Source organism: Mycobacterium sp. (assembly GCF_035603715.1).
Taxonomy (GTDB): domain Bacteria; phylum Actinomycetota; class Actinomycetes; order Mycobacteriales; family Mycobacteriaceae; genus Mycobacterium.
Genome location: NZ_DATNJW010000582.1, coordinates 1 through 13,078 on the forward strand (window position 1 = coordinate 1; position 13,078 = coordinate 13,078).

Consider the following 13,078-nt stretch of genomic DNA (forward strand, 5'->3'; position numbering starts at 1 on the left):
CGGCTTTGGGGGCGGTGGCGGCCACGGCGGCGGTGGCTTTGGTGGTGGTGGCCACGGCGGCGGCTTTGGTGGTGGCGGCCACGGAGGGTTCGGTCCGGGACCCGGACCTGGCGGTCCCAACGGGCCTGGTGGGCCGGGCGGACCTGGGCCGGGTGGACCGGGTGCCCCTAACGGACCGGGTGGTCCGGGGGACCCGGGCGGACCCGCAGGCCCCGGTGGCCCGGGTGGGCCCGCTGGCCCTGGCAATCCAGGCGGACCAGGCCCCGGTGGTCCAGGTGACCCGGGTGGGCCCGGTGGTCCGGGTAACCCGGGTGGGCCTGGCGGTCCTGGCGGGCCAGGTGACCCCGGTAAGCCCGGCGGTCCGGGCGGTCCAGGCCACCCCGGTGGACCTGCTGGACATCACGGCCACGATGGTGACGGCGGGCACGGGCCTTACTACACCTACTTCTACAACAACTATTTCTACGGCAACAACGGCATCCGGTGCGGGCTCGGCTCGTGGCGCGACGACTCTCGCGGTTGCTTCCTGAATGCCCCATGGGGCGACGGGCCTGCACCGTGGGGTCCGGGCGCGCCGCCGCCGCCGGCCTGGGACAAACCACTTCCCCCGCCGGGTGGACAGTGGACCGACGGCCCAATCAACTACTGGGGATTCGACGAAACGCCGTCGTGGGACCCACAGTTCAACCAGTGGGGCTTCAACCTCTTCGGAGTCTGGATCCCGGTGTAGGGGGCCCGCCCTCACCCGCGAGATGGCGCGGAGTTTGTGAGTTTTGCCGCCAAATCGCGCAGGTCGGTCGCGACGATTGTCGGCTGCGGCACGCCCGGAAGGGGCAATGCCGCGTTGCCGGGCCGGGTGATCAATGCGCCGCTGAATCCGACGGACTGGGCGCCGATGGTGTCCCAGACGTGGGCGGCCACCATCATGCAGTCCGCCGGGGATACGGCGAGCTGCTCGCACGCGTGCAAGTACACCGCCGGCGCGGGCTTGAACGCTCGGCAGCTCTCGACGCTGAGCTGTCGCTCGAACAGATGGCCCAATCCGGCATGTTCCAACGGGCTGGGCCCCTCCGGGTTGGGCGGCGAGTTGGTCAGCGTGACCAGGCGAAACCCGTTGTCGCGCAATGCGGTCAGGCCGTCCTCGACGTCCGGGTGGGCGGGCATGGTGAGCATCGCGTGCTTCAGGGTATTTACGTCCGCCTCGGCGATCTGCGCGCCGCGGGTGGTCGCGAGCATCCGCAAGACTCCCTGGCCGAGCGTGAAGAAATCGACATAGTGCCCCGACAAGGTCGCCGTCATCGAGTACATGACCAGTTGATTGAACCACTCTCGCATCGCCGCAGGATCGCCGAGGATGCACTCGAAAACCGGTGCTATGGACTCGATGTCGATCAGCGTCTCGTTGACGTCGAACACGAGAACTGACGGTGCGGCAGTCATTGTCCCATCATCTACTACCAGGCCGGTCAGCGGTCAGACCGGCGAGTGGCCGCGTTCTTGAAGCACCCAGGCGTTGCCATCGGGATCGTGAAAATTGGCGAAACTCGCGTAGTCGACGTGGGCAGGGTCGACGCCGGCGAGAAAGTTGCCGCGCCATCCACCATCGGTGTCCTTGTGGCGGATGTCGCTGACGTTCACTCCACGACCGGTTAGTTCGCGGCGGCAGAGCTGGATATCGGTAACGACGAGATACAGACCACGCACCGAGCCAGGCGGCGCGTCGGTCAATCCGGCCCCGAATTGAATTGACGCACCTGATCCCTGGGGTGTCAGCTGGATCACCCGGAAGGCGGGTGTAGGCGCATAGTCGACGTCGACGTCGAACCCGACCTGATCGCGGTAGAACCGCAGCGACTGTTCCGGATCCGAGACAGGCAGAATTACGGCCTCCAGCGACGCCTTCATCGTGCAGTTCTGTCTGAGGCTTTTTGGAGGATCTCGTCGGGATCGAGTCCGCGGTCGATGCCGTGTGAGACCACGGTTTGGCCGGGCTCGAGGTGGAGCTGTTTGCCGTCGAGGTAGACGTCGATTTTGTCGGGTTCGAACGAGACCAGGTTGCTCACTCGTCCCACCTCCGGCCAAGCCTCGGTGTACGACCACGCCGCGTGCTTATGGTTGCCGATGTCGTAGTAGCTGGCCAGGCCTTTGTATGGGCAGAACGTCTGTCCGTCAACGGATTCCAGCGCGGACTCGTCGATGTCGTCACGTGGCACATACCAGCGGGGTGCGAAACCGGATTCGTAGAGCGCCAAAGGTCGATGGCTGTCGGCGATTACCCGATCGCCGTCTCGGACAGCAAGATGCCGCGTGGTCGAACGGATGTCGATGCGGTGATAGGCATCGGCGGCGTGTCCGACGATGCGCTCATCTTCTTCGAAGAAAGCGTCCATGCCACGCCAGGCGAATGCGACCCGCCCTTCCAACACGGCGGCATAGCTGGGCAGCGTGGTGTACCGCCATGCGGCGTGGTGGGCCTCGCGGCCGGTTACCTTCACCGTGAACCAGGCCACATCGCCCAATTCAGGGTGATGAGTCAGGCGATCTTCGATCAACAGGATGCCGGATTTTATGTCCGGTTCGGGGAAGTAAGCGACCGGGTAGCGGCCGGGCTCGTGCAGCAGTAGGACGTCTTCGCTCTCAGCGACCCACTGGTCGGCGAACCGCACCCGCATCCGGCGCCGCAGCGGCTCGGCGTACAGGAGCGGCTGCGGCAGTGGCTCCGGCGTGAGGAATTGCCCAACCGATGCCGTCGCAAGTGGACCTTGCTGCCATGCCAAACCCATTGTCGTGTCCTCTCATTCGATGACGACAACCATTTTTCCGCCGGCTTCGCCGGTTTCCATGGCTCGGTGTGCTTCGTGAATCTCGTCGAACGAGAAGACACGGGAAGGGGCTGCTTCGAGTCGTCCCGCGGCCACCTGGGCTGCGATGTCCTGAAGCGGAACGTCAGACAGCGGGAAGCCCGGAGTGCCGAAGACGAAGCTGCCGAAGAATGACCAATTCACACCGCTGGCCATGCGCAGCAGCGGATTGAAGTCACCGATCGGGTCAAGTCCGCCAAGCCATCCCGCCAAACAGGCGGTGCCGTCGCGGCGAAGCATATCCAGCGAGTCGAGGATGGTGCTGTTGCCAACCAGGTCGAGTACCGCGTCGATCTGCTTGGCTTCGGCGATGCTGGCAGCCAGCGTCGGCGATTCCAGCTCGGCACGCGCGACGCCGAGGGACTCCAGCATGCTGAAACGCTCGCGCATGCGTGCGGTGGCTATCACGTGTGCACCGGCCGCGACTGCCATCTTGACCGCGGCCTGGCCGAACGATGAAGTCGAGCCACGGATGACGATGGTTTGTCCCGCAGACAGTTTGAGATTGCGGAACAGGCACGTCCACGCGGTCGCAAACGTTTCCGGCAATGCCGCTAACTGTGACCACGGCAGATCGGACTCGATGAGGGCGACGTTGGCCGCGCGTACCCGAGTGTATTCCGCGTAGCTACCGTTGATGGTTCGCCCGAGGCCACCCATCAACGCGGCGACCTTGGCGCCGACCGGAAATTCTCCGCCCGGACACGCGTCGACGATGCCCACGCATTCGATGCCGCTGACTTCGGCGGCCTCGGCCCATTCCCCACGGCGCATATGCAACTCGGCGTGGTTGATGCCGAACCCGCGGACTTTGATGACCACTTCGCCGTCTTTGGGCAGCGGTTTGGGGATGTCGGTGTAGACCAGGCTGTCGAGGCCGCCGAACTTCTCCAACACGATCGCGCGCATGGTCTCGCCGCCTGGTCGTTCGCGCACCACTGCGGGCGCCGTGGGCAGCGCGTTGCCGGGCTGAGGTGATTCCGCAGCAGACATGATGTGCTTTCCTTTGCGTCTACCCGTACTGGGATACTCCGCCCATTATTATGGGCCTGGTGGCCCATTTTTGTCCACGGGGCTACCTAGCCCGTCTGCTTGCGAGGCCTGGGTCTGCGGCGTTTTGTGGTCGCCGCGAACGAACGGACATATTCGACAGCCGCCGTCAGCGCCTCGCGCAAAGGTTCAGGATCGTCGGTGAGGAAGGTGATCAGGGCGCCACCCTGATGAGCGGCGACCAGAGAGACCGCGAGGTGGCGTGGATCGGCGTCGGGCCGTAGATCGCCGCGGCTACGCATTTCGCTAAGACCGCTCTGGAACAGCTCGATCCATTGGTCGTAGCCGTCGGCGAGATCGCGATGGATTTCGGCATCGGCCTCGACCAATTCCCCTGCGAGCGAGCCGTATACGCATCCACCCACACGGTAGACCGGGTCGAGCTCGGCAAGGGTGGCCTCGACCCAGGCGTCCAACGCAGCGAAGCTGTCCAGGCCACCCAGTTGAGTGTGAAATTCTCGGACGTCGTCGCGGCGTGCGCCGATAACGTTGCGGGTCAGGTCGCGCTTGCCGTCAAAGTAGTGCGAGATCTGTGAGCCACTAACGGCGGCCGCGCCACGCACCTCGTCGATGCTGGTCCCGCCGACCCCGCGCTCGAACATGAGGCGGGCGGCCACGTCAATGATGCGCGCCCGGGTCGCCCGGCCCTTGCGGGTCAGCCGTGATGTGGGGTCGTCAGACACTGGTGCCGCCCCTTTCGGAGATGGTCACGAGGCTCGTGGGCCCGTGCGCCTGCCGCGTGCCCGACGCGCTGGACGTGGCACTCGCTCTGCCGGGTCGGTGGCGAACATCCGCAAGTAGTTGACTGCGAATCGGACAGCATCGGCGTGCGGCCATTCGGCCTGATAGGTGAACGCGAGCGTGGCACCACCCTGATGGGCACTGACGATGACTAGCGCCAACTTTCGCGGGTCCGCACCGGCGGCGACGACGCCATGATCTTTCATCTGTTGAATTGCCTGCTCCAGCAACTCAATCCACTGCCAGTAACCCGACGCGAGCGTCTCGCGCGTTACGCTGTCGGACTTACCGAGTTGGCCGGCCAGCGCGTGATAGGTTGGCGTGCCGGAGTAGCCGATGCGTCGCAGGTAACGCATATTCAGATCGATCCATCGCTCGAAGTCATCGAACGTATTCAGCGCACCGAGCTTGGGCTGGCGGTGAAAATCCAGCACAACATGTATCTGGCGGCCGACGATCGCGCGGATGAGAGCTTGCTTGTCGGCGAAGTAATGGGCGAGCTGGGACCCGCTCACCGATGCGCCCCTGCGCAGCGCGTCCATATTCAGCGCCGAGAGGCCCTCGCGCAGGATGAGTTCGGCGGCGACCTGCAGGATCCGATCGCGAGTTGCCTGACCCTTGGCCGTCAGGCGCCGCTCGTCCTGCAGCTCGGCGTGGACCATAGCGTCAGGTTAGCCCGCCGGCGCACCCGATTATGGGACGTTTATCCCATATGGTTAGTCCGTGTTTCGTTAAGCAACTGAATGGACTTTGGTCAAGAATGCGCGGATCAGCCCGGCTACCTCGTCGAGGGCTGACTCGAGCAGGAAGTGCCCGCCGTCGAGAAGATGGATCTCGGCATCGGGCAGGTCGTCGGCGAATGCCTCAGCGCCTGCCGGGCCGAAGATCTCGTCACCGCGCCCCCACACCGCGAGCAGCGGCACGCGGCTGGACCGGAAGTACTCATGGACACGGGGGTACTGCGGCGAGTTGGTGGCATAGTCGCGGAACAGTTTGAGTTGCACTTCGTCATTGCCCGGTCGCGATATCAGCGCGTAGTCGTGATACCAAGATTCCGGATTGACCAGCGTCTCGTCTGGCACTCCGGTGACGTACTGCCAGCGGGTGGCGTCCAAGGTGAGGAATTGCCTCACCGAGCCTTCGGTCTCGGCTGTCTGCTCGGCCTGATAGGCACGTACCGTCTTCCAGAAGCTCTCAACGAAGCCGGCGTCGTAGGCGTTGCCGCTCTGGCTGATGATCGCCGTGATCGCAGACGGGCTGTGTAGCGCCAGACGCCAGCCGATCGGCGCGCCGTAGTCCTGCACATAGATCGCGTACCGGTCGATGCCGAGGCTCTGGAGCAGGCCCTCGGTCAACGCGGTCAGGGCATCGAAGGTGTAGTCGAAGTCGGTAACCGAGGGTGCATCGGAGAGGCCAAAGCCCAAATGATCGGGTGCGATCAAGTGATAGTGATCGGCCAGCGCGGGAACCAGGTCGCGGAACATATACGAGCTGGTCGGGAATCCGTGTAGCAGTAGCAGCACGGGCGCGTCCGGGTCGCCGGCCTCCCGGAAGAACAGTCGATGGCCGGCGACGGTGGCGTAGCGGTGGTGGACGATTGGCATAAGAACCCTCCTGCGGCATTCGCTCGACCAAGCATTTTGGGATGATCAACCCATTATGCACCCATGGGGCTGTCTGGCAATAGTCGGCGTCGGCGGTTGACCCGCCTGCCGTCAGACCCATATTATGGGCTGGCTATCCCATTCTGATCGTACCCGGCTAAGGACGAGTGTTGATGGCTAATACTTTGCAGGACAAAACAATTCTGGTGGTCGGGCGCGGCAGCGGAATCGCACGTGCCGTGGCCTTGCGGGCGCGATCGGAGGGCGCCCGGGTCATCGTGGCCGGACGCGATCGGGCGAAGCTCGCGAATTCCTATGACGACCCCGGGATCAGCGCCGATACGATCGATATCACCGACGACCAGTCGATCGCCGCGCTCGCCGACCGGGTAGGCCGGGTGGATCACGTGGTATCCACCGCATCTGCTCGCGCCCGCGGAAAGCTGGCCGACTTGCAGCGTCAGAATCTGCTGCAGTCGTTCGACACCAAGGTGATCGGGCCGACCATGCTCGCCAAACACTTTGCGTCGCAGATCAACCCGGGCGGCTCTTTTGTGTTGTTCTCGGGCGTGCATGCTTTCAAGCTCAACGTCGGCTATCTCGGCGTGGGCATCACCAACGGCGCCGTCGACTTCCTGGCCCGTTGGCTCGCGGTCGAACTCGCACCAATCCGGGTCAATGCGATTTCACCCGGCGTCATCGACACCGGAGCCTGGGACGCCATGGGCGATGACGGGAAACGCGATTACTTCGAGCACATCGCAGCCCACAATCCGGCGGGACGGATCGGGACGCCGGACGATATCGCGGCGGCGGTGCTGTTCGCGATGACCAATACCTTCATGACCGGTGTGACGCTGAAGATAGACGGCGGCGAACCGCTGGTGTAGACAACCACAAGGGGCCACGCAAGGAGTCGAAGTGGGCAGGCTTGTCTCAGTCAACGTGGGCATGCCCAGGAACGTGCCGTGGACGGGCAAGGCCGTCTATACCGGGATATGGAAAACACCTGTCGATGGACCGGTCATGGCCCGACGCCTCAATCTCGACGGTGACGGGCAGGGTGACCTTGCCGGGCACGGTGGCGAGCAACGCGCAGTGATGGTGTACCAAACCGAGTCGTACGACTTCTGGAAAAGCTACCTGCATCGCGACGATCTGGAGCCCGGCCACTTCGGTGAAAACTTCACCGTCACCGGGCTCGCCGATGAAGACGTTTGCATCGGTGACCGCTACCGGATCGGCGACGCTGAATTCGAGGTCACCCAGCCACGCGTCACCTGCTTTCGGGTGGGTATGCGTCTCGGGGAGCCGGAGATGCCCAAATTGCTTGTCTCGCAGCACCGTCCGGGGTTCTATTTCCGGGTCCTTCGAGAGGGCCTCGTCCGTGCCGGCGACGACATTGTCCGGACCTGTCGCGGCCGCCACGAGCTGAGCGTGGTCGATGTCGACGCGTTGCTGTATCTGCCGGACCGCAACATCGAACAGCTCCAACAGATCGTCGATGTGCCGGCACTCAGCCCGGGCTGGCTGCAGTCATTCAAGGACTTGCTTGCCGAACACGAGGGCTCGGCACGTCAGCCGGCGCCGGCTATCGGAGTCGAGCCGGGGTGGAACGGTTTTCGGCCGTTGCGAGTCAGTGCAGTACGTCGGGAAAGCCCGCAGGTGATGTCGATTTTCCTGGAGGCCGACGACCACACTGCGCTGCCGCGACCACTTCCCGGCCAATATCTGACGGTGCGAATCCCCGACGCCGGCAACCCGATGGCCATGCGCAGCTACTCCCTTTCCGGCGACCCCACCGCCGCGGAGTATCGAATCAGCGTCAAGCGCGAAGACCACGGCGTGGTGAGCCGATGGCTGCACGCCCATATCGAGGCAGGATCAGTCCTGCAGGCCGCTGCCCCGCGCGGCGACTTCTACCTCACCGAGAGCGATTCTCCAGTGGTGTTGATATCGGCGGGGATTGGTGTCACTCCCGTCCTGGCGATGTTGCATGCGCTGTCGGCCGAGCACAGCAGCCGCGACATCTGGTGGTTGCATACCGTACGCAATCGGGAGACTGAGGCGTTTGCAGCCGAAGTCGCGGCGCTCGTCGAGTCCCTGCCTCATGCCCAACAGCGGGTGTTCTACACGCAGATTCACGGCCGTGTGAACGAATCGACGATCGCCGCGCTAGGCCTGCCGGCGAATGCTTCGGCGTACCTTTGCGGACCGACCCAATTCATGACTGATATACGGGATGCGTTAGGCGCGGCGGGACTCGACGCGGCGCGAATCCGCAGCGAGCTGTTCGGGGCCTTGCCGCCGATCAACCCGGGTGTCGTAGACGGCGGCCCGCACAACCCGCCTCATCCGCCGGCCGGAGCGCCCGGGACGGGTCCGTCGATCACCTTCGCCCGCAGCGGACTCACCGTCAACTGGTCACCCGACTACCGCAGCATCCTCGATTTGGCCGAGGCCTGCGACGTACCAACTCGTTTCGCCTGCCGAAGCGGAGTTTGCCACGTGTGTGAGACCGGGATCGTTGACGGGACAACGACATATGTGCAGCCGCCGCTGGAACCACCCGGGCCGCAAACAGTGCTTATCTGCTCGGCCGCGCCGCGAAGTGATCTCGTACTCGACCTCTAGGGGTTACGGGCTCAGCGCGACCGATGCCTCAGCGGTGTAGCACAGGAACGTCAGGGTCTCCTGCATATACAGCTGCACGGTCTCGGCATCGTGCGACAGGTAGCCGATGGAGACGTCGGTGCCCAGCTGCAAGTCGAAGTCGCCGCCGCGGGTGGTCAGCACGAAGGCGCCGTCGATGGCCGGTGCCCAGATGATGTCGTTTTGGACCAACCGACGGATGTGTTCGCGGATCGGGTAGCCGTGCTCGGTCGTCTCACTGACCTTGGTGTAGGCATCCGCCGATAGCAGGACCGCGTACGGGCCTTCCACACCGGCCAGCCTCAGGCTGGACAGCGCCTGCGAGATGACGTCGGGAAACTCGCGAGTGTCCTTCGGCAAGGTCAGCGCCGGGTTAGAGCTGGAGCTGCGGATGCCGTCGATCAAGGCATCGTTGTAGCCCTCGAAGATGGCCCGATCTTCGGCGAACGCGAGCTTCTTGGCTGCCGTCTTGACCGGATCCCAATCGGAGTCCTGCGACCCGCGCTCTACGTTGTCGATCTCCGTACGCGACAGCGCGAACGGAACCCGAAGCCGTACAAGCGGTTTACTGGCGCGCAGGTGGCTGATCACCCCGTCGGAGGACGGCTTGACGTCGATCAGTCGCCCGGTGCTGACTGCAGCGGCGGTCGGTCCGGCTGGTTCGCTGACATCTACCACCCGGCGGCCGGCAATGTGACGCTTGAACGTCCGCCTCGCCTCCACTTCGATTTCGTCCCAAGCTTCCTCGGTGATCGGAGCAAGATCGCGGTACAGGTTGTTCATTGCGGGGTTCCTTTCAAACTGCCGATCGCCAACGAGCCATCCGCGGATGTCTTGAGTATCGCCGGAGTCGCTGCCGGCGAGATCGGCAGCGGTGGCGGGTCGTCGAGAAAGTCGACTGTGGGGGAGAAGAACAGTCCACCGGTGACCGCGGTGGAGAAATCCAGGATCCGGTCGGTATTGCCGGGCGGATCGCCGAGAAACATGTTGTGCAGCATCTGCTCGGTCACCTGCGGCGCGCGCGAGTAGCCGATGAAGTAGGTGCCGAATTCGCCCTTGCCGAGCTCACCGAAGGGCATGTTGTGCCGCACGATCTTCAGCTCGGTGCCGTCGTCGTCGGTGATGACGTTCAGCGCGATGTGCGCGTTCGACGGCTTCTCGTCGTCGTCGAGTTCGAGGTCCTCGAGTTTGGTTCGGCCGATCACGTGCTCCTGCTCGCTGACCGACAGCGAACCCCACGACCCCATGTCGTGCAGATACTTTTGGATGTGCACGTAGCAGCCGCCGGCGAATTCCGGGTCTTCGTCACCGATGGTGGTGGCCGAAATCGCCAGTGCGCCATCGGGGTTCTCGGTCCCGTCGACGAATCCGAGCAGATCGCGGTTGTCGAAGAACCGGAACCCGTGCACCTCGTCGACCACGGTCACCGCGCCGGCCATCGATCGCAGAATGTTGTTGGCCAGCTCGAAGCAGACGTCCAGCGTCTCGGCCCGGACGTGGAACAACAGATCACCGGGAGTCGCCGGGGCCCTGTGGCGGGGGCCGTCCAGTTCGATGAACGGGTGCAGCTCGGCCGGTCGAGACCCCTCGAACAACCGGTCCCAGGCGTGTGAGCCGATCGAGGTGATCACCGACAGCTTCTTGGCGGGGTCGCGGAAACCGGTCGAGCGCACTAACCCCGAGATCCCCGACAGCGCGTCGTGCGTGACCTCTTCGCCGCCCTCGTCGATGGTGACCACCAGGAAGATGGCGGCTGGCGTCAAGGGCGCGAGCACCGGTTGCGGATCGGGCACGCGTTCGACCCTAACGTTTCCGATGCGCGCGTGATGAAAAGATTGGTTCCATGGTTGCCACGGCGCAAGGCCTGTGCGAATTCATCGACGCGTCCCCGTCGCCGTTTCATGTCTGCGCCACGGTGGCGTCCCGGTTGCGGGCTGCCGGCTACACCGAGCTCGCCGAGGCGGATGAATGGCCACCAGCCGGCAAGTTCTTCATCGTGCGGGCCGGGTCACTGGTGGCCTGGAACAGCGGCAACGACGCCGACGATCGATCGTTTCGGGTTATCGGTGGCCACACGGACAGTCCCAACCTGCGGGTCAAGCAACATCCCGACCGCGACGTCATCGGGTGGCAGATGGTCGCGCTGGAGCCCTATGGCGGCGCCTGGCTGAACTCGTGGCTGGACCGCGACCTTGGCGTCAGCGGGCGGCTGTCGGTGCGCGACGGCGCCGGCATCGCGCACCGATTGGTCCGAATCGACGACCCGATCCTGCGGGTGCCGCAGCTGGCCATCCACCTCACCGATGACCGCAAGTCGCTCACGCTGGATCCGCAGCGCCACGTCAACGCGGTCTGGGGCGCCGGTGGCGCTGCTCGATCGTTCCTCGGCTATGTCGCCGAACGGGCGGGCGTCGATCCTGATGAGGTGCTGGGCGCCGATCTGATGACCCACGACCTGACTCCATCGCGGCTGACGGGCGTCGACGACCAGTTCGTCAGCGCGCCGCGGCTGGACAACCAAGCATCCTGCTACGCGGGTCTGGAGGCGTTTCTGGACGCGCGATCTGGCCAACACCTGCCGGTGCTCGCGCTGTTCGACCACGAAGAGGTCGGATCGACCTCGGATCATGGCGCCGACTCCGAGCTGCTGCTGACCACGCTGGAACGCATCGAGCTGGCCAGCGGCGGCGGGCGCGCCGACTTTCTGCGCCGACTGCCGGGATCCATGGTGGCCTCGGCGGACATGGCGCACGCCACCCACCCCAACTACCCCGAGCGGCACGAACCCGGGCACCTGATCGAGATCAACGGCGGCCCGGTGCTCAAGGTGCATCCGAATCTGCGGTACGCCACCGACGGCCGCACCGCCGCGGCGTTCGCGTTGGCCTGCCGGCAGGCCGGTGTGCCGCTGCAACGTTACGAGCACCGCGCCGACCTGCCGTGCGGCTCGACGATCGGTCCGATGACCGCGGCCCGCACCGGCATCCCGACCGTCGACGTGGGTGCACCACAGCTGGCGATGCACTCCGCTCGAGAATTCATGGGCGCCAACGACGTTCCCGCCTACGCGGCAGCGCTGCGGGCCTTTTTGTCGCCGGGCTGACCCGGTCAGGTCTGGGTGACGAACACCGGGTCGTAGCGGATCACGTTCTCCACCACCATGCCGTCGCGGGTGCGAACCCGGTCCAGCCCGCGGATCTCGATCGGTCCGTTCGGTCCGGTCGCGTGCCCGACGTAGTGCAGGAAGAACAGTTCCTCACCGTCGACGGCGCCGGCAACCGTGGCGCTGTCGACGAGTTCCAGTCGCAGGTCCGGAGCGACGGCCAGCAGGTCGGCAATCTTTTGGGTGTACGCCTCGAATCCACGGACCGGTTCGGTGTCACCCGGCCAGTAGCCGACGATGTCCTCGGCCAGGATGTCCATCCCGCGCGACATGTCGGGCGCCGCCCAGAACGCCGCAAATAGTTCCGCACTGAACCTCGGGGTCGTTGTGGCAGTGGCACTTCGGGTGTCAGTCATGGTTCCTCCAGGTCGGTTTGTTGTTCACTGAAAGTCTTTCCCGGCGCGATGTCGCCGCACAATTACCTCGGAGGTCATCGCCATCGGTAATAAGGTCATGGGTATGGCACTCAACGTGGAGATGGTCACCTTCGATTGCGTAGACCCCGCAACACTCGCGGAGTGGTGGGCCGAGCAGTTCGAAGGTGAGACACAAGAACTGATACCCGGCGAATTCATCGCGGTCATCCGGGCCGACGGTCCCCGGCTGGGCTTCCAGAAGGTGGAGGACCCTACGCCCGGCAAGAACCGGGTGCATCTGGATTTCGGCGCCGCCGATGTCGACGCCGAGGTGAGTCGGCTCACGTCGGCGGGAGCGACCGAGGTCGGTCGACATAGCATCGGCGACAGCTTCCGCTGGGTGGTGCTTGCCGACCCCGCGGGCAACGCCTTCTGCGTCGCAGGCACGGGGTAGCCGCCGGTCAACCTAGACTGTTCGGTGTGACGTCTGGGCTCACTCACGCGACCGATACCGTTGAGCGGGCCGCGGCCACCCCTGATCAGCCGCAACCATTCCGCGAACTCGGTCTCAAGGACGACGAATACCAGCGGATCCGCGACATCCTCGGACGCCGCCCGACCGACGCCGAGCTGGCCATGTACTCGGTGATG

Annotated in this window: 16 protein-coding genes; 6 read left to right on the forward strand and 10 right to left on the reverse strand. The window is 64.7% G+C overall.

What is annotated here, in order from left to right; all coding sequences use genetic code 11:
* Positions 1-730: hypothetical protein (locus tag VN856_RS23760; RefSeq protein WP_414687039.1), on the forward strand; the 730-nt coding region annotated here is incomplete at its 5' end.
* An 11-nt stretch (positions 731-741) separates the two neighbouring features.
* On the opposite strand, the gene VN856_RS23765 is transcribed toward VN856_RS23760, so the two are convergent.
* The 7 genes from VN856_RS23765 to VN856_RS23795 form a co-directional block, all read right to left on the reverse strand.
* On the reverse strand, positions 742-1,440 hold the full coding sequence (locus VN856_RS23765) for a haloacid dehalogenase type II (RefSeq protein ID WP_325693761.1): 699 nt from the start codon (positions 1,438-1,440) through the stop codon (positions 742-744).
* Between the two features lie 33 nt (positions 1,441-1,473).
* Entirely contained in the window at positions 1,474-1,905 is a 432-nt protein-coding gene (locus VN856_RS23770) for a VOC family protein (RefSeq protein ID WP_325693764.1), read from the reverse strand.
* On the reverse strand, positions 1,902-2,783 hold the full coding sequence (locus VN856_RS23775) for a DUF427 domain-containing protein (RefSeq protein ID WP_325693766.1): 882 nt from the start codon (positions 2,781-2,783) through the stop codon (positions 1,902-1,904). The genes VN856_RS23770 and VN856_RS23775 overlap by 4 nt, the downstream gene beginning before the upstream one ends.
* A gap of 12 nt (positions 2,784-2,795) precedes the next feature.
* Complete coding sequence (locus tag VN856_RS23780) at positions 2,796-3,854, reverse strand: zinc-binding dehydrogenase (RefSeq protein ID WP_325693769.1); 1,059 nt, start codon at positions 3,852-3,854, stop codon at positions 2,796-2,798.
* An 86-nt stretch (positions 3,855-3,940) separates the two neighbouring features.
* Positions 3,941-4,594 carry a TetR/AcrR family transcriptional regulator gene (locus VN856_RS23785; RefSeq protein ID WP_325693772.1) on the reverse strand — a complete coding sequence of 218 codons (654 nt, stop codon included), beginning with the start codon at positions 4,592-4,594 and terminating at the stop codon, positions 3,941-3,943.
* A gap of 24 nt (positions 4,595-4,618) precedes the next feature.
* The gene (locus VN856_RS23790) at positions 4,619-5,314 is read right to left on the reverse strand and encodes a TetR/AcrR family transcriptional regulator (RefSeq protein WP_325693775.1); all 696 of its coding nucleotides are present in this window, start codon (positions 5,312-5,314) and stop codon (positions 4,619-4,621) included.
* A gap of 69 nt (positions 5,315-5,383) precedes the next feature.
* On the reverse strand, positions 5,384-6,256 hold the full coding sequence (locus VN856_RS23795) for an alpha/beta hydrolase (RefSeq protein WP_325693778.1): 873 nt from the start codon (positions 6,254-6,256) through the stop codon (positions 5,384-5,386).
* 173 nt (positions 6,257-6,429) lie between these two features.
* Here VN856_RS23795 and VN856_RS23800 point away from each other — a divergent pair, with 173 nt between their 5' ends.
* Entirely contained in the window at positions 6,430-7,146 is a 717-nt protein-coding gene (locus VN856_RS23800) for an SDR family oxidoreductase (protein WP_325693781.1), read from the forward strand.
* A gap of 31 nt (positions 7,147-7,177) precedes the next feature.
* Positions 7,178-8,890: an MOSC and FAD-binding oxidoreductase domain-containing protein gene (locus VN856_RS23805; RefSeq protein WP_325693784.1), complete on the forward strand. Its 1,713-nt coding sequence runs from the start codon at positions 7,178-7,180 to the stop codon at positions 8,888-8,890.
* A 3-nt stretch (positions 8,891-8,893) separates the two neighbouring features.
* Here the strand turns inward: VN856_RS23805 and VN856_RS23810 are convergent, their stop codons facing one another.
* The gene (locus VN856_RS23810) at positions 8,894-9,691 is read right to left on the reverse strand and encodes a family 1 encapsulin nanocompartment shell protein (protein ID WP_325693787.1); all 798 of its coding nucleotides are present in this window, start codon (positions 9,689-9,691) and stop codon (positions 8,894-8,896) included.
* Entirely contained in the window at positions 9,688-10,701 is a 1,014-nt protein-coding gene (locus VN856_RS23815; RefSeq protein ID WP_325693790.1) for a Dyp-type peroxidase, read from the reverse strand. Before VN856_RS23815 ends, VN856_RS23810 begins: the two co-directional genes overlap by 4 nt.
* Before the next feature lie 50 nt (positions 10,702-10,751).
* Here VN856_RS23815 and VN856_RS23820 point away from each other — a divergent pair, with 50 nt between their 5' ends.
* On the forward strand, positions 10,752-12,011 hold the full coding sequence (locus VN856_RS23820; RefSeq protein WP_325693793.1) for a M18 family aminopeptidase: 1,260 nt from the start codon (positions 10,752-10,754) through the stop codon (positions 12,009-12,011).
* Positions 12,012-12,016: 5 nt separating this feature from the next.
* On the opposite strand, the gene VN856_RS23825 is transcribed toward VN856_RS23820, so the two are convergent.
* Positions 12,017-12,427 (reverse strand): nuclear transport factor 2 family protein, encoded by a 411-nt coding sequence (locus VN856_RS23825; protein ID WP_325693796.1) that lies wholly within the window; start codon positions 12,425-12,427, stop codon positions 12,017-12,019.
* A gap of 103 nt (positions 12,428-12,530) precedes the next feature.
* Here VN856_RS23825 and VN856_RS23830 point away from each other — a divergent pair, with 103 nt between their 5' ends.
* Positions 12,531-12,881: a VOC family protein gene (locus tag VN856_RS23830; protein ID WP_325693799.1), complete on the forward strand. Its 351-nt coding sequence runs from the start codon at positions 12,531-12,533 to the stop codon at positions 12,879-12,881.
* Between the two features lie 26 nt (positions 12,882-12,907).
* Positions 12,908-13,078, forward strand: a 171-nt coding sequence (locus VN856_RS23835) for a hypothetical protein (protein WP_325693801.1), incomplete at its 3' end; no start/stop codon positions are given.